This is a genomic window from Salegentibacter profundi, assembly GCF_054121475.1.
In genome coordinates, this window is sequence record NZ_JBSYGG010000015.1 from 24,331 (window position 1) to 42,104 (window position 17,774).

General features: G+C 43.9%; 20 protein-coding genes and 1 other RNA gene. 12 read left to right on the forward strand and 9 right to left on the reverse strand.

Annotation, left to right across the window (positions count from 1 at the left end; translation table 11 throughout):
- Position 1: 1 nt before the first annotated feature.
- On the forward strand, positions 2–1,354 hold the full coding sequence (locus ACW6NC_RS14755) for an MBL fold metallo-hydrolase (RefSeq protein ID WP_457867177.1): 1,353 nt from the start codon (positions 2–4) through the stop codon (positions 1,352–1,354).
- Between the two features lie 91 nt (positions 1,355–1,445).
- Here ACW6NC_RS14755 and ACW6NC_RS14760 read toward each other — a convergent pair whose 3' ends face one another.
- Entirely contained in the window at positions 1,446–1,856 is a 411-nt protein-coding gene (locus ACW6NC_RS14760; protein WP_457867179.1) for a PepSY-like domain-containing protein, read from the reverse strand.
- A gap of 191 nt (positions 1,857–2,047) precedes the next feature.
- Here ACW6NC_RS14760 and ACW6NC_RS14765 point away from each other — a divergent pair, with 191 nt between their 5' ends.
- Together ACW6NC_RS14765 and accC are read left to right on the forward strand one after the other, a co-directional pair.
- Complete coding sequence (locus ACW6NC_RS14765; RefSeq protein WP_457867181.1) at positions 2,048–2,533, forward strand: acetyl-CoA carboxylase biotin carboxyl carrier protein subunit; 486 nt, start codon at positions 2,048–2,050, stop codon at positions 2,531–2,533.
- A 46-nt stretch (positions 2,534–2,579) separates the two neighbouring features.
- Positions 2,580–4,022, forward strand: a complete 1,443-nt coding sequence (gene accC / locus ACW6NC_RS14770; RefSeq protein WP_457867183.1) for an acetyl-CoA carboxylase biotin carboxylase subunit — start codon at positions 2,580–2,582, stop codon at positions 4,020–4,022.
- 32 nt (positions 4,023–4,054) lie between these two features.
- On the opposite strand, the gene ACW6NC_RS14775 is transcribed toward accC, so the two are convergent.
- Positions 4,055–5,746, reverse strand: coding sequence for a M23 family metallopeptidase (locus tag ACW6NC_RS14775; RefSeq protein ID WP_457867184.1), 1,692 nt, complete (start codon positions 5,744–5,746; stop codon positions 4,055–4,057).
- Positions 5,747–5,931: 185 nt separating this feature from the next.
- Between ACW6NC_RS14775 and ACW6NC_RS14780 the strand changes: the two genes are divergently transcribed.
- The 4 genes from ACW6NC_RS14780 (at position 5,932) to rny (ending at position 8,300) form a co-directional block, all read left to right on the forward strand.
- Positions 5,932–6,222, forward strand: a complete 291-nt coding sequence (locus tag ACW6NC_RS14780) for a hypothetical protein (RefSeq protein WP_457867187.1) — start codon at positions 5,932–5,934, stop codon at positions 6,220–6,222.
- A 9-nt stretch (positions 6,223–6,231) separates the two neighbouring features.
- Positions 6,232–6,522: a cell division protein ZapA gene (locus tag ACW6NC_RS14785; RefSeq protein ID WP_081212205.1), complete on the forward strand. Its 291-nt coding sequence runs from the start codon at positions 6,232–6,234 to the stop codon at positions 6,520–6,522.
- 52 nt (positions 6,523–6,574) lie between these two features.
- A non-coding RNA gene (gene ssrS / locus ACW6NC_RS14790) (6S RNA) lies at positions 6,575–6,689 on the forward strand.
- Between the two features lie 48 nt (positions 6,690–6,737).
- Positions 6,738–8,300, forward strand: a complete 1,563-nt coding sequence (gene rny, locus ACW6NC_RS14795) for a ribonuclease Y (protein ID WP_457867189.1) — start codon at positions 6,738–6,740, stop codon at positions 8,298–8,300.
- Between the two features lie 80 nt (positions 8,301–8,380).
- Here rny and ACW6NC_RS14800 read toward each other — a convergent pair whose 3' ends face one another.
- Together ACW6NC_RS14800 and xerD are read right to left on the reverse strand one after the other, a co-directional pair.
- Entirely contained in the window at positions 8,381–9,343 is a 963-nt protein-coding gene (locus tag ACW6NC_RS14800) for an aldo/keto reductase (protein ID WP_457867191.1), read from the reverse strand.
- Between the two features lie 95 nt (positions 9,344–9,438).
- Positions 9,439–10,335, reverse strand: coding sequence for a site-specific tyrosine recombinase XerD (xerD, locus tag ACW6NC_RS14805; protein WP_457867192.1), 897 nt, complete (start codon positions 10,333–10,335; stop codon positions 9,439–9,441).
- 113 nt (positions 10,336–10,448) lie between these two features.
- On the opposite strand from xerD, the gene ACW6NC_RS14810 reads away from it, so the two are divergent.
- The 5 genes from ACW6NC_RS14810 (at position 10,449) to ACW6NC_RS14830 (ending at position 13,622) form a co-directional block, all read left to right on the forward strand.
- Positions 10,449–11,045 (forward strand): porin family protein, encoded by a 597-nt coding sequence (locus ACW6NC_RS14810; protein WP_457867194.1) that lies wholly within the window; start codon positions 10,449–10,451, stop codon positions 11,043–11,045.
- Between the two features lie 163 nt (positions 11,046–11,208).
- On the forward strand, positions 11,209–11,703 hold the full coding sequence (locus ACW6NC_RS14815) for a hypothetical protein (protein ID WP_457867195.1): 495 nt from the start codon (positions 11,209–11,211) through the stop codon (positions 11,701–11,703).
- An 83-nt stretch (positions 11,704–11,786) separates the two neighbouring features.
- The gene (locus tag ACW6NC_RS14820; RefSeq protein WP_457867197.1) at positions 11,787–12,341 is read left to right on the forward strand and encodes an outer membrane beta-barrel protein; all 555 of its coding nucleotides are present in this window, start codon (positions 11,787–11,789) and stop codon (positions 12,339–12,341) included.
- A 130-nt stretch (positions 12,342–12,471) separates the two neighbouring features.
- Entirely contained in the window at positions 12,472–12,897 is a 426-nt protein-coding gene (gene aroQ / locus ACW6NC_RS14825) for a type II 3-dehydroquinate dehydratase (RefSeq protein WP_457867199.1), read from the forward strand.
- Positions 12,894–13,622: a Dph6-related ATP pyrophosphatase gene (locus tag ACW6NC_RS14830; RefSeq protein WP_457867200.1), complete on the forward strand. Its 729-nt coding sequence runs from the start codon at positions 12,894–12,896 to the stop codon at positions 13,620–13,622. The genes aroQ and ACW6NC_RS14830 overlap by 4 nt, the downstream gene beginning before the upstream one ends.
- Positions 13,623–13,665: 43 nt before the next feature.
- Here the strand turns inward: ACW6NC_RS14830 and lpdA are convergent, their stop codons facing one another.
- From lpdA to ACW6NC_RS14855, 5 genes are all read right to left on the reverse strand, one after another.
- The gene (gene lpdA / locus ACW6NC_RS14835) at positions 13,666–15,057 is read right to left on the reverse strand and encodes a dihydrolipoyl dehydrogenase (RefSeq protein WP_457867202.1); all 1,392 of its coding nucleotides are present in this window, start codon (positions 15,055–15,057) and stop codon (positions 13,666–13,668) included.
- Between the two features lie 153 nt (positions 15,058–15,210).
- On the reverse strand, positions 15,211–15,759 hold the full coding sequence (locus tag ACW6NC_RS14840; RefSeq protein ID WP_457867204.1) for a collagen-like protein: 549 nt from the start codon (positions 15,757–15,759) through the stop codon (positions 15,211–15,213).
- Between the two features lie 54 nt (positions 15,760–15,813).
- Positions 15,814–16,206: a peptide-methionine (R)-S-oxide reductase MsrB gene (gene msrB, locus ACW6NC_RS14845; protein ID WP_457867206.1), complete on the reverse strand. Its 393-nt coding sequence runs from the start codon at positions 16,204–16,206 to the stop codon at positions 15,814–15,816.
- Positions 16,207–16,271: 65 nt separating this feature from the next.
- Complete coding sequence (gene msrB, locus ACW6NC_RS14850) at positions 16,272–16,751, reverse strand: peptide-methionine (R)-S-oxide reductase MsrB (RefSeq protein WP_457867208.1); 480 nt, start codon at positions 16,749–16,751, stop codon at positions 16,272–16,274.
- A gap of 26 nt (positions 16,752–16,777) precedes the next feature.
- The gene (locus ACW6NC_RS14855) at positions 16,778–17,647 is read right to left on the reverse strand and encodes an alpha/beta fold hydrolase (protein WP_457867209.1); all 870 of its coding nucleotides are present in this window, start codon (positions 17,645–17,647) and stop codon (positions 16,778–16,780) included.
- Positions 17,648–17,774 lie beyond the last annotated feature (127 nt).

A 17,774-nucleotide genomic window follows, 5' to 3' on the forward strand; every position in this document is an offset into this window, starting at 1 on the left:
GATGAAGATAAAACAGTTTAAAGACGAGCCTTTAGCACATTATTCCTATGCTTTAGTAAGTAACGGAGAGATGGCCCTTGTAGACCCAAGCCGTAACCCAATGCCTTACTATAAGTATGCTGAAGAAAACAACGCAAAGATCGTAGCGGTTTTTGAAACTCACCCTCATGCCGATTTTGTGAGCAGTCACCTGCAGATTCACAAGGAAACCGGAGCGACTATTTACATTAGTGAAATGGTTGGGGTAAGCTATCCGCATACTGGTTTTGATGAGGGACAGAGCGTTAAAATTGGAGGTGCCACTGTAAAACCATTGCATACTCCTGGTCACTCTCCTGATAGTTTGACCTTTATCGCTGAAGAAAACGGAGAAACAGCCATGTTCAGTGGAGATACCCTTTTTATTGGTAATGTAGGTCGTCCTGACCTTCGTGAGAAAGCGGGTAATATGAAAGCTAAAAGGGTAGAATTGGCAAAGGCCATGTATAACACCATGCAAACAAAGTTCAACGAGCTTCCTGACGATACGGTGATCTATCCTGCTCACGGTGCCGGTTCGCTATGTGGTAAGAACATGAGCGATGCTTCATCTAGTACTTTAGGAAATGAACGCCAGGGCAACTGGGCTTTCCGGGACCAGACTGAGGAGGAGTTTGTTGAAGAGATCCTTAAAGATCAGCCATTCATACCAGCTTACTTCGGTTTCAACGTAGATGTTAACCGAAAAGGTGCAATGAATGTCCAACAGGCCAAATACAGCGTGCCGGTAAAATTACTGGTAGAAAGTCTCGATGATGATGCTGTAGTGGTCGATAGCCGTGGCCGGGAAACCTACCGAAAAGGTCATCTTCCCAACAGTATCAACATCATGGGAGTCACAGAAGAGGATAAGCTGGAAACCTGGTTAGGTGCCATTATCGCTCCCGAGGAGCCTTTCTATATGGTGGTATCTAGTGTGGATGATATTGAAGACACCCTGGAAAGAATCGCCAAGATCGGATATGAACAACAAATGAAAGGTATTGTAACGCTTTCAGAAAAAGTATCGCTAACTACCGATTCCTTTGATCACGAAGATTTCAAAAAGAACAAGGATAAATATACTGTGGTAGATGTGCGAAATGAAGCTGAATTGGAAACCGACGGACAATTCATCGAAGGTTCTTTGAACATTCCTTTGAATGAACTTAGAAACAGGGCTGATGAAGTACCAACGAATAAACCAGTGGTTGTACACTGTGCCGGTGGGTTTAGATCCGCAGCCGGAAGCAGCATCCTTGAAAATAAACTTAAAGATGCCAAAGTTTTCGATTTCAGTGAAGAGATCGAAGAGTACAAAGCGGAAACTGCTTAATAGTTCCTGTTTGGTTTTTTTGATAAAAAAGAGGCTGTCTTTAAGGGACAGCCTCTTTTATTTTGGCTTTTACAGCCATAGTTTATCCTCCTTATTCCAGAAGCAGACCATCGCTATCAAATTCCAATTCCGTGTCATTAGCTAATTTGAGCTGGTAACCATCTTCCTGCTTTTCATATTTCACCACTTTCACATCTTTATGATTGGTATTGAGAAAAGTGGCGATCACTTCAGGTAGGGCCTCAGGCCAGAAGCCTTTTTTACTGTTGATACTGGTCGGATGACCTTCAATATCGAAGTCGATTTCGGTGCCGTCAGACATTTTAACCTCGTAAGCATCCTCTTGGTCATCAAGATCCACATGCATGTCCATGATGCTTTCATTGGGAAAGTGCGTGGAAAGCCATGCTGAAATCTCTGCGGAGACTTGCTGTTCTGTCTGGCTTACTGCTGTGCTCATAGCAAATAGGACCAGGAGTCCTGTTAAAATTAATCTTTTCATAATTTACCGGTTTTTTGGTTCATTCTAAGGTAAGCTGATATGCGAAGCTCTTACATTAATATTATGTGAATTCACGCTTTCTTAACACATGGGAAGTGGAAAAATCTTCATGCATAGCTATTGTTTAAAACCTACTTAGTTTTTCTATATTTACATCTGTAGCTTCAAATTTTATTTGAAAACCAATGAATATGGAAAAAAAATTTAGGGTCAAGGTCAACGAAACTTTTGAATTTGAATTTACCCAGGACCAGATTAATGCATTAGATACTCAGCAGGTTTCCGAGGCTAACTTTCATCTGCTAAGGGAAAACCGGAGTTTTAAAGCCAGCATTGCCCAGGCCGATTACCTTTCCAGGCAATACCAGGTAAAGATTAATTCCAATAACTACCGGGTTAAGATATCCAATGAGCTGGATCAGCTTATAGAGAAGATGGGCTTATCCCTGGGTTCTGCCTTAATGGTCAACGATATTAAAGCTCCCATGCCTGGTTTGATTCTCGATGTCATGGTAAATGAAGGGGATCAGGTCAAGCAGGGGGATTATTTGCTGGTCCTGGAAGCCATGAAGATGGAGAACACTTTAAGTGCCCCACGCGATGGGGTGGTAAAAGCGATCTCGGTAGAAAAAGGCCAGGGCGTCGAAAAGAATCAACTGCTTATTGAGATGGATTAAATCGAAAGTTAAAAAGCCTGAATTATTACAAAAGTAAATGTCTGAAATGAAAAAAATATTAGTGGCCAACCGTGGAGAGATCGCTTTGCGGGTAATGAAGACGATACAGAAAATGGGAATTAAAAGCCTTGCTGTATATTCAGAGGCCGATAGGAATGCACCTCATGTAAAGTTTGCTGATGAAGCGGTTTGTATCGGTAAAGCAGCTTCCAGTGAATCTTACCTCAAGGGCGATAAGATCATTGAAGTCGCCAAAAAACTTGGAGCAGACGGGATTCATCCCGGTTATGGTTTCTTAAGTGAAAATGCCGAATTTGCTGAAGCGGTCGAAAAGGCGGGGATTACCTGGATTGGTCCGGGTTCCAAAGCTATTCGCATTATGGGTAGCAAGCTCGCAGCCAAGGATGCCGTAAAGGAATATGACATTCCTATGGTCCCGGGGATAGACCAGGCGATCACCGATGTGGAGAAAGCAAAGAAAATAGCTGGAAAGATCGGCTATCCAATTCTGATAAAGGCCTCCGCAGGTGGCGGGGGGAAAGGCATGCGCATTGTAGAGCGAGAAAAAGATCTGGAAGACCAGATGAAAAGGGCGATCAGTGAAGCAGAGTCTGCATTTGGTGACGGCTCCGTTTTTATCGAGAAATACGTGACTTCGCCAAGACATATTGAAATTCAGGTACTGGCCGATACCTTCGGCAATATTATCCATTTGTTTGAAAGGGAGTGCAGCGTACAGCGAAGGCACCAAAAGGTGGTGGAGGAAGCTCCATCGGTGGTCCTGGATACCAAGACCAGGAAGCTCATGGGTAAAGCCGCGATCAAGGTAGCCCGGGCCTGTGATTATGTAGGAGCCGGCACAGTGGAGTTCCTTTTTGATGAAGATAAGAACTTTTATTTTTTGGAGATGAATACCCGCCTGCAGGTGGAACATCCTGTAACCGAACTCATTACCGGTATTGACCTGGTGGAGCAGCAAATAAAGATTGCCCGGGGAGAAAAATTACCCTTTCACCAGGAAGACCTGGCCATCAGGGGACACGCCCTGGAATTAAGGGTTTATGCTGAAGACCCGATGGAAGATTTTATGCCCAGTGTGGGAAAGCTGGAAAGGTACAGGATGCCTACCGGTCCCGGGATCAGGGTGGACAATGGTTTTGAAGAGGGTATGGAGGTCCCAATTTATTATGACCCGATGCTTAGTAAGCTGATCACCTATGGTAAAACCAGAGAAGAAGCCCTCCAGTTAATGCTCCGGGCCATCAGTGAGTATGAAGTGGAAGGGGTTAGTACGACCCTCCCTTTTGGGAAGTTTGTCTTTGAACATGAGGCTTTTCGAAGTGGAAATTTCGATACCCACTTTGTGAAAAAATATTATTCAGCCGAGAAACTCGAGGAGGCCATAAAAGAAGAAGCCAGGTTGGCAGCTTTGCTTGCCTTAAAACAATATATGCTTGATAAAAAACAGCTTCGGTTACCGCTCACCTAAGATTTCAGGTGAGCAGGATAACCGCTTAAGGATTAATTCTTTCTGAAAAATTTGGCCTCATAGGTGTTGCTGTTTCCAAGATTATCGGTTACGGTAAGCTTAAAGTCATTTTCGGTTTCGGTAACCACCCCATCATCAAAATCATGGGTTAAAGTATTGTTCTTGTATTCATACTCCATCAGGATGAATTTTCCGTTTACCGTGGCCCGGTAACTCTTTATTCCCGAGAGATCATCTGAGATCTTTAGCTTCAGGGTATTGTTGGAAGAGATCCACTGTCCATCCCTGAAATTCACCGGCCTGATCCTTGGGGGAGTGTCATCGGTAGCCAGGGTATAGGTGCCGAAGGTCCTGATTCCCGTAGTAAGGCGATCTCCCTTTTTATATGTGGAAGAGTATTGTGGCCTGTTTCGGTATCCCAATCGGGCGATAAAAAGTTTCTCACGTGCTTCCGGGCTGTACTGGCTTACATCAAATCCCAGGGTGATATTTTTATGGATAGGGGTCTGGTCAGTATGAAAATCTATCGTGTCCCCATTAAAGGCTACATCCAAATAGGTGTCCTGATAGAGGCTTCCGGCAGGGATATAAAAATCAATTCCGTTTTCCCTGGCCGAGTAAGCCTGGTCAGCATTTACGAAATAATCGGTCTTATTTATTTCTTTAGGCGGAAGCTCCCCGTTATTGCGTCCGCGGATCGGGACTCTGATGAGTCTTTCATTTCCGGTGAAATCAGTAACCCTTATTTCATAGGTGTATTCCAGGCTGTCCTTGATGTTTAATTTGCCTTCTGAGACCACCTTGTTATAAACACTTAAGGGATTACCTGGTTCCACAAAGAGTTTTTTGACCCTGCTGCGGTGGTTGCTGTAGTACTTATAATCTATAAGCTGGTTAAGGTGGCGGGTTTCCGCAAAAGAAAAGCGATTGAATTCAATGGAGAAAATATCCGCTCCATTAACCGAGGTTTCAACCTTATATACCCCGTTTTTGTTTGGAGCCATATCCTGCTGGTCTACCGTGGAGACCCCGAAGCCAATGTTACCGCAGGCATCGATTGTTTCAGTGGTATAGCTTCCGTCCTGTAAAGGAATAAGCCGTATTTTTTGGCGTTCTGTAGCGTTGTTAACATGGGACTCGTCATCAAGGGGGTAGGCAAAAAGCGAGTTGATAATAGGGGGACGGGAATCCTTGATTTTAACGCCAAAGAGTTTGGGATTCATCGGGCGCTGATTTCCATCCCTTATTTCGTAATGCAGGTGTGGACCTCCACTTCCCCCGGTATTTCCACTAAGGGCAATCAATTCATTTTGAGAGACCTTAAGGGCTCCAGCTTCAGGGAACAGTTCAATTTCATAGGTCTGGTTGGCATACTGCCGCTTTTTCACATAGGCCTCGATTTCAGGGGAAAATTTTTGCAAATGTGCATATACGGTGGTGTAACCGTTGGGATGTTGCACATATAGGGCTTTTCCGTAGCCATAATGCTGAATATTAATCCTGCTGACATAACCTTCTGCTGCAGCCAGCACTTTTAAGCCTTGGCGCTGCTGGGTTTTAATATCCAACCCGCTGTGGAAATGATTGGAACGCAACTCGCCAAAGGTTCCGGAAAGTACAAGGGGGACTTCCAGGGGAGAAGCGAAATAATCTTCGGGAACACTGGGCTGGCCATAAAGGCTAAGGCCCGTTAATAGTAAGCTTAGAATGGTGATAACTTTCATAATTTCGGATTAACAATAGCAATTTCCTGGTGGTAAATTTAATCAAACTTTATGCAAAAAATAAAGCCTTAAGCCTTAAGATGTTAGCTTTGACTTTGCTATAAAACTAAAATAGCAATAAAAAGTATTGGGATATTTCAAAGCGTATGTTAACTTTGTGGAAATAAGCATTAGATTGCGCTTTTATGAGTGAATTGACAGAAATAGTTGATAATCTTGAAAATAGGATCAGTAAGTTGCTGCATAAGTATGAAGCTATGAAGCAAAAAATGGGTGCTATTGAAGAGGAAATGGCAACATTAAATTCTGAAAATACCCGTCTTAAAGAAGAACTTGAAAGTTCCCAGGGACGCATTCAAACTCTTAAAGCAGCCAATGCAATGCTGGGCAGTAAAGATTACAAGACAGAAACAAAGCTCAAGATAAACAGCTTAATAAGAGAAATTGATCAGTGTATTGTTCAATTATCAGAATAGATAGGCTTCATGGACAAATTAAGAATAAAGATCTCCATTGCAGACAGGGTTTATCCCTTAACCATCGAGCCTCACCAGGAGGAGGGTTTGAGGAAAGCTGCAAAAAAGATCGAAGCCATGATCAAACAATTTGAGCAGAGTTATGCCGTTAGGGATAAGCAGGATGTACTGGCCATGTGTGCCTTACAGTTTGCAGCCCAAACCGAGCAGAAAGATATAGAAGCCGCGGGGGATATGCAGGAAGCTGAAGAAAAGTTAAGATCACTTAACGAGCTCTTGCAACAACACCTGGCCTCTTAAGAAGTTCTTTAAATAAAATAAGGTTACTGCCTGTATTAGTGATTTTTGAGAAACTCAACACGAATTCTTTAAGAAGGGTGAGTTTAAGTTGTAAAAGCGTGCCGTATCCCTCGGGAAAGCGGATTTTTGAGCAGCTTGTTAGCCCTAAACCTGATTTTAAAGAGTTTACTTCAAACCAATACTAATACAGGCTTTTTTTTATATAAATAAATAACATGGAAATCACTACTATAATTATAGGTTTGGTTGTAGGTATAGCCGTAGGCTATGCCATTGCAAAGCTGCTGGAGCGCAAGCAGGCCTCGCGTACTATTAAAAACGCCAAAAAATCGGCTGCAAACATCCTAAAAGAAGCCAGGTCTGAAGGGGAAAGTATTAAAAAGGATAAGATCCTGCAGGCCAAAGAAAAGTTCATCGAGCTTAAGACAGAGCACGAAAAGGTGATCATGGGCCGGGATAAAAAGATCAATGATACCGAAAAGAGAGTCAGGGATAAGGAATCTCAGGTTTCCAGTGAGCTTGCCAAGAACAAGAAACTCAACAAAGAACTGGACGAGAAGTTGAAAGACTATTCCTACCGTACCGAATACCTCGAGAAGAAGCAGGAAGAGATCGATAAGCTTCATAACAGCCAGATACAGCAGTTAGAGGTCATTTCCGGACTATCGGCGGATGATGCCAAGGCGCAGCTCACCGAAGCCTTAAAAGATAGTGCAAAGGCTGATGCTATGGCCTTGATTCAGGATACGGTCGAAGAAGCTAAGCTCACGGCCCAGCAGGAAGCCAAAAAAATTATCATTACCACCATCCAGCGCATAGGAACCGAAGAGGCCGTAGAGAACTGCGTATCGGTCTTTAACCTGGAAAGCGATGATGTGAAAGGTCGAATTATCGGACGGGAAGGGCGTAATATTCGTGCCCTGGAAGCGGCTACAGGGGTAGAGATCATCGTTGATGATACCCCGGAAGCCATAATCCTTTCCTGTTTCGATTCGGTAAGAAGAGAAGTAGCCAGGTTGTCCCTGCATAAACTGGTAACCGATGGGCGTATTCACCCGGCCCGTATTGAGGAGGTCGTTAAAAAGACCAAGAAACAAATTGAAGAGGAAATAATCGATATAGGAAAACGCACCGTAATCGATCTTGGTATTCACGGGCTTCACCCGGAACTCATTAAGATTGTAGGGAGGATGAAGTATCGCTCTTCCTATGGACAAAACCTGTTGCAGCACTCACGGGAAGTGGCTAAACTCTGCGGGGTAATGGCTGCGGAACTCGGGCTCAATCCTAAACTTGCCAAGCGTGCCGGACTCTTGCATGACATCGGGAAGGTACCCGATACAGAAACCGAAGTACCTCACGCTATCCTGGGAATGCAATGGGCCGAAAAATTTGGAGAGAAACCCGAAGTGTGCAATGCCATTGGTGCACACCACGACGAAATAGAGATGAACTCCCTGCTTTCACCTATTGTACAGGTCTGTGACGCAATAAGCGGTGCCAGACCGGGAGCAAGGCGTCAGGTGCTGGATTCTTACATTCAGCGTTTAAAAGATCTTGAGGAGATCGCCTTTGGGTTTCCAGGGGTTAAAAAGGCCTATGCCATTCAGGCGGGTAGAGAATTAAGGGTCATTGTAGAAAGCGAAAAGGTCAATGATGAAAAGGCCAATAACCTTTCCTTTGAGATCTCTCAGAAGATCCAGACCGATATGACCTATCCTGGGCAGGTGAAGATTACCGTAATACGGGAAACTCGTGCTGTCAATATCGCCAAGTAAGTAAACAGGAATACTTCCAATAATATAGATATTAAAAAGCCCTGCAGAAGCAGGGCTTTTTAAGTAATATGGCCAGGGTATCACCCCTTATAATCGTCATCATCAAAGATGTTTTCATAGCTGTTGCCTTTGGTGACAAAGAATTCCCCGGTTACGTACCTGAAATGGCGGTCCAGCTCTGCGATTTCCTTTAGATCCTCTTCATCCAGATTGACCCCCATGCTTTGAATGTTTTCAATGATCCGCTCCTGATTGGTGGACTTTGGAATCACTGCTGTACCTCTAAGTACGCTCCATTTGATAAGGACCTGCCCGGGGCTGGCCCCATGTCTTTTGGCAATCTTTTGAATGACTTTGTTTTCCAGCAGGGAGGGCTCGTTGGGAGCTTTCATCGCCTCAATACGGTCCCCACTGCCTAAAGGAGAATAGGCGGTAAGGTGGATGTCGTGTTTGCTGCAAAATTCAAGTAATTCGGGCTGCTGCAGGTAGGGGTGTAGTTCTACCTGATTCATTTCCGGGATATCTTTTGTCTGCTCCATAAGTTCTTCTAATTTCATGGTACTGAAATTAGAAACACCGATGTGTTTGACCAGCCCCTGCTTTTTAGCCTCGATCATCATTTCCCAGGTTTCGATTATCGGCGCTTCTTCCAGGCTGAGATAATCCTCATCTTTTTCCGGGAAACCAACACCCTTTTTAAAGGCAACCGGCCAGTGAATTAGATAAAGGTCCAGGTAATCCAGTTGAAGATCTTTCAGGGTCTTCTTAAGGGCAGGGATGACGTCTTCTTTTTTATGAGAATCATTCCAGAGTTTTGAGGTTATCCAGACTTCCTCTCTTTTGATCTTCCCCTCTGAAAATACCTCGGAAAATGCCTCCCCAATTTCAGCTTCATTTTCGTAGGTGGCGGCACAATCTATATGCCTGTATCCGTTATTTAGGGCGATCTTTACAGCATTACCTACTTCGCCTTTTCCCGATTTCCAGGTACCCAGACCTATTGCGGGCATTTCGTCGTTATTCTTGAACTTAAGTGTTCTCATATAGTTAAATTTTATAGTTCTGAAAAGTGGCTATAATTTACTAATAATCCTTTTGAAATACCTTTATTTTAAAGGCTTTATCAGAAATTTAATACTTAGGCCCTGGGATGAAACTTTTCGATGACCTGCCGCAGGTGTTTTCGGTCTATATGCATATAGACTTCTGTGGTAGTTATGCTTTCATGACCAAGCATTTGTTGAATGGCCCTGAGATCGGCACCGTTTTCCAGTAAATGCGTCGCAAAAGAATGGCGAAAGGTATGTGGACTGATCTTTTTATCAATACCGGCCTTTTGTGAAAGTTGCCGTATGATGGTAAAGATCATCGCCCGGGTAAGTTTATTACCCCTGCGATTTAAAAATAAAGTATCGGTGGCTTCTTTCTTTACAGGCAAGTGAGGCCTGACCTGCTTTAAGTAGATATTTATGTATTTCTGGGTGTAAGGTGATACCGGCACAAAGCGTTGCTTGTTGCCTTTCCCGGTCACTTTAATAAAGCCTTCTTCAAAGTAGAGATCGGAAATCTGCAAGTTGACCAGTTCAGAAACCCGAAGACCACATCCATAAAGCGTTTCTAGAATAGCGCGGTTCCTTTCTCCCTGCGTCTTTCCCAGGTCTATGGCAGCGATCAGCCGGTCTATCTCTTCGGTAGAGATCACATCAGGAAGTTTTCGACCTGTTTTAGGGGCTTCGATAAGGTCCAGGGGATTGTCTATTCTGTAATCCTCAAAAACCAGGAAATTAAAGAATCCTCTTAATCCGGAAATTAGTCTTGCCCTGGATCGGGGATTAAGGCTCCGGGCCATTTCATAGATAAATTCCTGCAGGATTTCTTCGGTGATATCAACAGGGGAGCTCTTTTTAGCATTAACGTCTACATAGGCGATAAGCTTATGAACATCCAGGCTGTAATTCTCAATTGAATTATCTGAGAGTCCGCGCTCTAAGCGCAGATAAAGGCGATAGTCTTCCAGGGCGCGGGTCCATTTCATGTGTTAAAGATAAAAACAATCCCCTAATAACTTAGTAATACTTTAGGCTTGGCTAACATTTTATTAAGAAGTTGACTCCTACATTTGCCCCTGTAACTAAAAAATCGAATGTGATGAAAAAAACAGTTTTAATTGCAGTATTAGCCGTATTTGGATTGACCTCTAGCGCCTCTGCACAGGAATTTGTATATTTTGGTGTAAAGGGAGGGGTTAATTTTTCCAATATGACCTCTGATGGTTTTGAAGAAGAGAACAGTCGTACCGGCTTTCATTTAGGACTGCTTTCCGAGATTCCTTTGGGAGACCGTTTTTCTCTTCAACCCGAGGTGTTGTATTCTACCCAGGGAACCGAAGCCACTCACAGCAGTTTAGGGAAGGGTGAGTATCAGTTAGATTATATTCATGTCCCTGTCCTTGCCAAGGTTTACCTGATCGATGGCTTATCGCTGGAGGCAGGACCTTCTTTTAACTTCCTGGCAGAAGAGGAATATGAATTTGAAACCTCTGTGGGTGATTCTGAATTTGATACTGAAATGGGAAGTACCTTTGAATTTGGGGGTGCCCTGGGCGCTTCATACAAATTCAATAACGGGTTTTTTGCTTCTGCGCGATATACCCACGGTTTCACCGATGCCTTTGACAGTGATAACTGGGATGATGATGCCGTTAACAACAACGGAATTCAACTCGGGATAGGATTAATGTTTTAAATCAGCTTAGATCATACACCTATGAAAAGCTGGAAAGCGGGAGAGCGATCTTCCGCTTTTTTTTATGCCATAGGTCGGCTTAAGGGTTTTTCTGTATTATAGTGAGATCAATCGCTGAGCTTTGAATTTTTATTAATTTAATGGCACTGATCAATAAGCAATTATGATGAAAAAATTACTCTTTTGCAGCGCCCTGATTTTTTGGGCCGTCTTCCCGGTTCAGGCCCAGGGAGATCTGAAATTGGGAATTAACGGTGGTTTACCTGTAAGTGATGCCGAGGATATTTCGAACTTTCAACTGGGCGGGGAGCTCAGTTACCTTTTCGGGGTGATCAATATCATCGAAGTGGGCCCCATGATCGGATATACCAGGTTTTTTGCCGAAGATATAGCTACCGGCTTTGGGGGAATGGATGCCGAGGATGTCAGTTTTCTCCCCCTGGCCGCTTCAGGACGCTTAGGTCTGGGTATGACCTTTTTAGGGCTGGATATGGGATACGCCGTCAGCCTTACCGAGGATGGAGAGGGCGGATTTTATTACCGGCCAAAAATCGGGGTTGGTTTGGGGATTTTTTCAGTGATAGGTTCATACCAGGGTATAAGCAATAATGGCGAAAATCTCTCTTCAATCAATGTAGGCCTGGAATTTCGTCTATAAAACATTTATAAGGCATTATAAGGTGTTTTGGATTGCGGAATTGATTTTTTTCGTTTCTTGCAGGGTATAAACACTCATCCCCTATGTATAGAAGTCTTTTTTTAGCGCTGGTTTCCATGATGATTTTTGCCAATGTCAGGAGCCAGGCTTTTAAAACCCCGGCTGTGAATTTATCTGTCCAGGCGGGCTACCTGGCCATCGATCCCTCTTATTCCAGTTATTATCCTGAGGTCAGTGGCGAATTTATCAGTGGGGAAGCCGGCTTTTTTATCGGTGTTAATTATAACCTGAGACTGAACAGGGATATTTCTTTAGTTCCTGAAATCAGTTTTATGAGCACTAAAGAATCAGTGCATTATCGCGCCGCCGGGCTTGTGGAATACCGAATCCCAACTACAGGCTTTTATGGTCTGGTTGGTCCGCAGGTGAATATTTTAAGCGGGAATTCCATTAGTATCTATGACAGGGCCGGTTTTGAACTTTCCGGGGGCATTGGTTACGATATCAGTCGCTCTTTTTATCTGGAAGGACGTTACTCTCATGAATTTACCGACCGTTTAAAACCCCAGGTACCCTTTGATAAAGAGGACCATTACAGGTTTCGATCCTATTCGATAGGATTGGGTTTTAGGTTTTAATAAAACTATCTTTTTCGGTTAACAAAAACATCAGTTCAATGGGGAATGGTATTTTCTGACTCGTTATCCATTTACCAAACGGAGTTATGCTTTAACCGGTCCAGAATATAAATTTTGATATCTTTATCCTATGAAGATACTTATAATCAACGGTCCTAATTTAAACCTTTTAGGTACCAGGGAACCCGGTACCTACGGTAATAAAAAATTTGAAGAATACTTTACTGAGCTGCAATTCAAATTCAGGGAGGTCGAGCTTTCCTATTTTCAGTCCAATATAGAAGGGGAGCTCATCGATGAATTACACCGGGCGGTGGGGGAATTTGATGGCATTGTACTTAATGCCGCGGCTTACACGCATACTTCGGTAGGAATTGGAGATGCGGTAAAAGCCATTGAGGTTCCATTGGTCGAGGTGCATATCTCCAATACCCATTCAAGGGAGGAATTCAGGCATAAGTCTTTTATTGCACCGGCAGCAAAAGGAGTGATCCTGGGTTTTGGCCTGCAGAGCTATGATCTTGCCATACAGAGCTTTATCCATTCGAAAAAATGAAAAAAGCCTATATAAACTGGAGTGGTGGTAAAGACGCAGCTTATGCCCTTTATAAGGTGCAAAAGCAGGGTGAGTATGAAGTTCAAAAACTGATGACTACTGTTAATATGGAAACCAGAAGGGTTTCTATGCATGGAATTCGTTTGGAATTAATGCAACAACAGGCCGAAGCTATCGGAATTCCCCTTCAGTATATTCAATTAGCTGGCCAGGTGAGTATGGAGGCTTACAATGAACTCATGGAGGTCGAAATCGGAAAATTGCTCGGTGAAGGTTATAATTACAGCATTTTTGGAGATCTATTTTTGGAGGATCTAAAGCAGTACCGCGAAAAACAGTTGGAAGAAGTAGGCATTAAAGCGGTCTTTCCTTTGTGGAAAGAAGATACCCTGTCCCTGATTCGGGATTTTCTTGAAAAGGGCTTTAAGGCTATAGTGGTTAGCGTAAATGCCAAAGAATTAGACCGCAGTTTCTGCGGAAGGTTGCTTGATGAAAAATTTCTCAGCGATTTGCCCGCAGGGGTGGATCCATGTGGGGAAAACGGAGAGTTTCACACTTTTGTATATGATGGCCCCATATTTGACAGGCCGGTAGCCTTTGAGGTCGGGGAAATTGTCGAAAAAAGCTATACTTCTTCAACAGATGAAGATGATGATTGTTTTACCGATAAACCTAAAAATTGGGATACCCGGTTCTTCTATTGTGATCTGCTCCAAAAAAAATAACCCCGGCAAAGGCCAGGGTCATTGAAAATAAATATATGCTGGATTATATGTGGATCACCTCGTCGTAGGCTGCTGCTACGGCTTCCATTACCGCTTCACTCATCGTTGGGTGAGGGTGAACAGCTTTTAATACTTCGTGACCTGTTGTTTCAAGTTTTCTACCTAAAACCGCTTCAGCAATCATATCGGTAACCCCGGCACCAATCATGTGGCATCCCAGCCATTCTCCATACTTGGCATCGAAGATCACTTTGACAAACCCATCTGATTTCCCTGCAGCTTTGGCTTTACCTGATGCGGAGAAGGGGAATTTACCCACTTTGAGTTCATACCCGGCTTCCTTAGCCTGCTTCTCGGTCATCCCTACAGAAGCTATTTCTGGGGTTGCATAGGTACACCCGGGAATGTTTCCGTAATCCAGGGGTTCCACTTCCATTCCTTTTATCTTTTCAACACAAAGGATTCCTTCAGCTGAAGCCACGTGGGCAAGGGCAGGACCTTCTACGACATCTCCGATGGCGTAAATCCCCGAAACATTGGTTTTGTAAAACTCATCGACAACGATCTTGTCTTTCTCGGTTTTAATGCCCAGTTCTTCCAGGCCTATATTTTCGATATTGGTTTTAATTCCAACAGCGGAAAGAACGATATCAGCCTCCAGGGTTTCTTCACCTTTTTTGGTTTTAACCTTGGCTTTTACTGTTTTGCCGGAGGTATCAAGGCTTTCTACCGAAGAATTGGTCATCACCTTAATGCCTGCTTTTTTCACGCTGCGTTCGAATTGTTTGGAAACATCTTCGTCTTCCAGGGGTACAAGGTTGGGAAGAAATTCAACGATGGTCACTTCCGTTCCCATGGCATTGTAAAAATGAGCGAACTCCACGCCTATAGCTCCGGAGCCTACCACGATCATGGATTTGGGCTGTTTCTCAAGGCTCATGGCTTCACGGTATCCAATTACTTTTTTACCGTCCTGTTTGAGACTGGGAAGTTCCCGGGAACGGGCACCTGTAGCCACGATTATATGGTCTGCCTGGTATTCTTTGGTGTTCTTATCCTTATCGGTTACCGCAACTTTTTTACCCGACTTGAGTTTACCAAAGCCTTCGATAACATCAATCTTGTTCTTTTTCATCAGGAATTGCACACCTTTGCTCATTCCGTTGGCAACATCACGGCTCCGTTTGATCACGGCCCCAAAATCCTTATCGGGATTCTCGAGTTTAAGCCCGTAATCCTCAGCGTGTTTAAGATAATCGAATACTTCAGCGCTTTTTAGCAGGGCCTTGGTAGGAATACATCCCCAGTTCAGACAAACCCCACCGAGATTTTCCTTTTCAACAATTGCGGTTTTAAAACCGAGTTGAGAGGCTCTGATGGCGGTTACATAACCTCCCGGGCCACTACCTAAAACAATAATATCATATTTACTCATAGTCGGAAATTTTTATTGCAGTTATAGAAGTTGCGAATTTAAGGAATAATCGCTTAAACTGAAAGTTTTAAAAGGGCTCTGTTGCTTTAGAAATACCAAAAAATAAAGGCTTACCCTTCCCGGTAAGCCTTTGGTTATCTAAAGATTTGAAAACTACATCTGTATTTTCTCCACATCCTGCTCCTGGAGATCCAGGGCGTTGATCACCGCATTGAAATTCGCCACATCAATGCCGGTGGTTTCCGCGAAATCTGATGGTACGATCACAAACCTGAACACCTGGTCCTGGGTAAAGCCCGCATCGAGATTGCTCAGGTCAAAATTTCCATCTATGATCAGTTCCACATCCACATCGGTATGGTTGTACACATACTGTATGGTTCCCTGGTCAAGGAAAAAGTTCTGTGGGATCAAACTCCAGGTCTCGTAAACATCTCCATTGTCCTCAATTACCTCCAGTCGATAAACCAGGATAGCATCTGAAGTAAGAACCTCTACGTCCTCCGGCAGACTGATAATAGTGGAATGGTAGTTCACATCCCCAAAATAGTCGAAATCCACATCTTCATATTCCAGGGTTTGGCCCACCACATTCACCCCGGGTTCACCATCGGCTCCAGGAGGTCCCGGAGGGCCCTGGTCACCTTCACAGGAGGTAAATAACAATGCGGTGATAAATAATGCTGATAATAATTTTTTCATTTTGATAAGTTTTAATTAGACAATTGCCCCTTAGGGCCTCATAGGTGTTTAGATTTACTTTTTAAATTCAAGGCTGGCGGAATTCACACAATACCGCTGACCTGTCTGAGTAGGTCCATCATCAAAAATGTGGCCAAGGTGGCTTCCGCAGTTGGCGCATAAGATCTCGGTACGGATCATTCCCAGGCTCTTGTCCTGCCGATACTCGATCATGCCGTCTATGGCGCTATCGAAACTGGGCCACCCGCAACCACTCTCGAATTTCGCTTGACTATCGAAGAGTTTGCTGTGACAGCCGGCACAGTAATAAGAGCCGTCCTCAAAGTGCATATTGTATTTTCCGGTATGAGGAGCCTCGGTGCCTTTCTCTCTGAGAACGCGGTATTGCTCTTCCCCGAGTTCTTTTTTCCATTGCTCCTCTGTTTTCTCTATCGCATATTTTTTCATGTTCATCTGTTTTATGTTCTTCCGGTCAGCCCCAAAGCGGCACAACCCTACCTGCACCTTTTTTATTATTTTTCCGGGATAAATTCCATGGCAAGGCCGTTTATGCAGTGTCTTTTTCCCGTTGTATTTCTGGGGCCGTCTCCAAAGACGTGCCCAAGATGTCCTCCGCATCGGGCGCAATGCACTTCGTTATCCTCATACCCGGTGGCAGTCATTCTCCCGTAAGATACCGCCCCTTTAATAGCGCGATCAAAACTCGGCCAACCTGTACCGCTGTCAAATTTGTGTTTTGTTTTGTAGAGCGGGTTCTGGCACCCGGCACAGACAAAGGTTCCGGGCTGTTCAATATCGTTAAGGGGACTTGTAAAGGCCCGTTCTGTTTCTCCTTTTCTTAGGATGCGATATTCTCCTTTAGAAAGTTCAGCTTTCCATTGGGCATCGGTTTTGTTTACCTCATACTGCTGAGGGTCTTTTTCCTTTTTCTGCGCATTGCCATTACAGCTCCATAAGAGCACCGGGATGATAAAAACCAGCAATTTTCTCATAGGTTTTTATTTTAAAGGTACAAAGATTAGGCTGTGAGGAACGTTGTGATTTTGTTAATTACCTTTTTGTCTCCCAGAATCCGGCGGTGTCCCTGGCCCTGGGTAATCATTAATTCACTGTTTTCCAGGGCGCGATCAATCTCATAGGCACAGCTCACATCCACATCCACATCCTGTTGATCATGAATGACCAGGGTAGGAGTTTTGACCGCCCTGGCAGAAACGGCACCGGAATAATTATCCATGTCTTCCCCGAATTTCTCATCGAAATAAGCTTTCATCTTATCGGCAATTGCTTTATTCATTCCAAGGTTTTCATTGAATTCCCGGGTGATGTGGGTCACAGAGTCGGCTGTACCGATAATAATGAGTTTTTTGAGTTGAATGCCCTCTTTTACCGCCCTTAGAGAAGCCATTCCTCCAAGAGAATGTCCAATGGCTGCATCAAAGGGCCCGAATTCTTTATCCAGAAAATGAATGCTTTCTATGAACTGGGTCATGATGCTGGACTTTCCCGGAGCTTTTCCGTGACCGGGAGCATCAAAACTTATGGTGCTGTACCCGGCCTGTACCAGGGCTTCCGCGATCTGAGAGAGTTGTGTGCCGCGCCCGCTCCATCCGTGTACCAGCAAGATCTTATCCGGGGAGTCTCCATAATGGTAAACCACGATTTCCTTTCCGAAGGCGGGTACCTTCATCCGGGTTTGCACCGAATTACGGTCCATCTTCTTTTCTCTTTGTGGAAGTTTATATCTAAACGGGGTAAGGAATAACTTTGCGGCAAAACGACTTGCCAGGAAGGGAGAGGTGTTTTTCAGTAATCTGGCGATAAAACGGATATAACTGGGAATTAGAAGTTGCTGCACCGACAGCTGATCTTTTTTTGATTTGGTCATGGTTATTGGGAATGAAAGGCTGCAAGTTAAGGATTTTTAGTTTCATTACCCCTTATAAACACTGGGATATGATGAACTGGTATTGTTTTTGAATTAAGTTATTTTGTTAAATGATGCTTAAAGCAAG

Excerpts from the sequence above, each read along its gene's own strand:
- ACW6NC_RS14755 (WP_457867177.1), top strand. The coding sequence starts at position 2 with ATGAAGATAAAACAGTTTAAAGACGAGCCTTTAGCACATTATTCCTAT.
- ACW6NC_RS14760 (WP_457867179.1), bottom strand. The coding sequence starts at position 1,856 with ATGAAAAGATTAATTTTAACAGGACTCCTGGTCCTATTTGCTATGAGC.
- ACW6NC_RS14765 (WP_457867181.1), top strand. The coding sequence starts at position 2,048 with ATGGAAAAAAAATTTAGGGTCAAGGTCAACGAAACTTTTGAATTTGAA.
- accC (WP_457867183.1), top strand. The coding sequence starts at position 2,580 with ATGAAAAAAATATTAGTGGCCAACCGTGGAGAGATCGCTTTGCGGGTA.
- ACW6NC_RS14775 (WP_457867184.1), bottom strand. The coding sequence starts at position 5,746 with ATGAAAGTTATCACCATTCTAAGCTTACTATTAACGGGCCTTAGCCTT.
- ACW6NC_RS14780 (WP_457867187.1), top strand. The coding sequence starts at position 5,932 with ATGAGTGAATTGACAGAAATAGTTGATAATCTTGAAAATAGGATCAGT.
- ACW6NC_RS14785 (WP_081212205.1), top strand. The coding sequence starts at position 6,232 with ATGGACAAATTAAGAATAAAGATCTCCATTGCAGACAGGGTTTATCCC.
- rny (WP_457867189.1), top strand. The coding sequence starts at position 6,738 with ATGGAAATCACTACTATAATTATAGGTTTGGTTGTAGGTATAGCCGTA.
- ACW6NC_RS14800 (WP_457867191.1), bottom strand. The coding sequence starts at position 9,343 with ATGAGAACACTTAAGTTCAAGAATAACGACGAAATGCCCGCAATAGGT.
- xerD (WP_457867192.1), bottom strand. The coding sequence starts at position 10,335 with ATGAAATGGACCCGCGCCCTGGAAGACTATCGCCTTTATCTGCGCTTA.
- ACW6NC_RS14810 (WP_457867194.1), top strand. The coding sequence starts at position 10,449 with ATGAAAAAAACAGTTTTAATTGCAGTATTAGCCGTATTTGGATTGACC.
- ACW6NC_RS14815 (WP_457867195.1), top strand. The coding sequence starts at position 11,209 with ATGATGAAAAAATTACTCTTTTGCAGCGCCCTGATTTTTTGGGCCGTC.
- ACW6NC_RS14820 (WP_457867197.1), top strand. The coding sequence starts at position 11,787 with ATGTATAGAAGTCTTTTTTTAGCGCTGGTTTCCATGATGATTTTTGCC.
- aroQ (WP_457867199.1), top strand. The coding sequence starts at position 12,472 with ATGAAGATACTTATAATCAACGGTCCTAATTTAAACCTTTTAGGTACC.
- ACW6NC_RS14830 (WP_457867200.1), top strand. The coding sequence starts at position 12,894 with ATGAAAAAAGCCTATATAAACTGGAGTGGTGGTAAAGACGCAGCTTAT.
- lpdA (WP_457867202.1), bottom strand. The coding sequence starts at position 15,057 with ATGAGTAAATATGATATTATTGTTTTAGGTAGTGGCCCGGGAGGTTAT.
- ACW6NC_RS14840 (WP_457867204.1), bottom strand. The coding sequence starts at position 15,759 with ATGAAAAAATTATTATCAGCATTATTTATCACCGCATTGTTATTTACC.
- msrB (WP_457867206.1), bottom strand. The coding sequence starts at position 16,206 with ATGAAAAAATATGCGATAGAGAAAACAGAGGAGCAATGGAAAAAAGAA.
- msrB (WP_457867208.1), bottom strand. The coding sequence starts at position 16,751 with ATGAGAAAATTGCTGGTTTTTATCATCCCGGTGCTCTTATGGAGCTGT.
- ACW6NC_RS14855 (WP_457867209.1), bottom strand. The coding sequence starts at position 17,647 with ATGACCAAATCAAAAAAAGATCAGCTGTCGGTGCAGCAACTTCTAATT.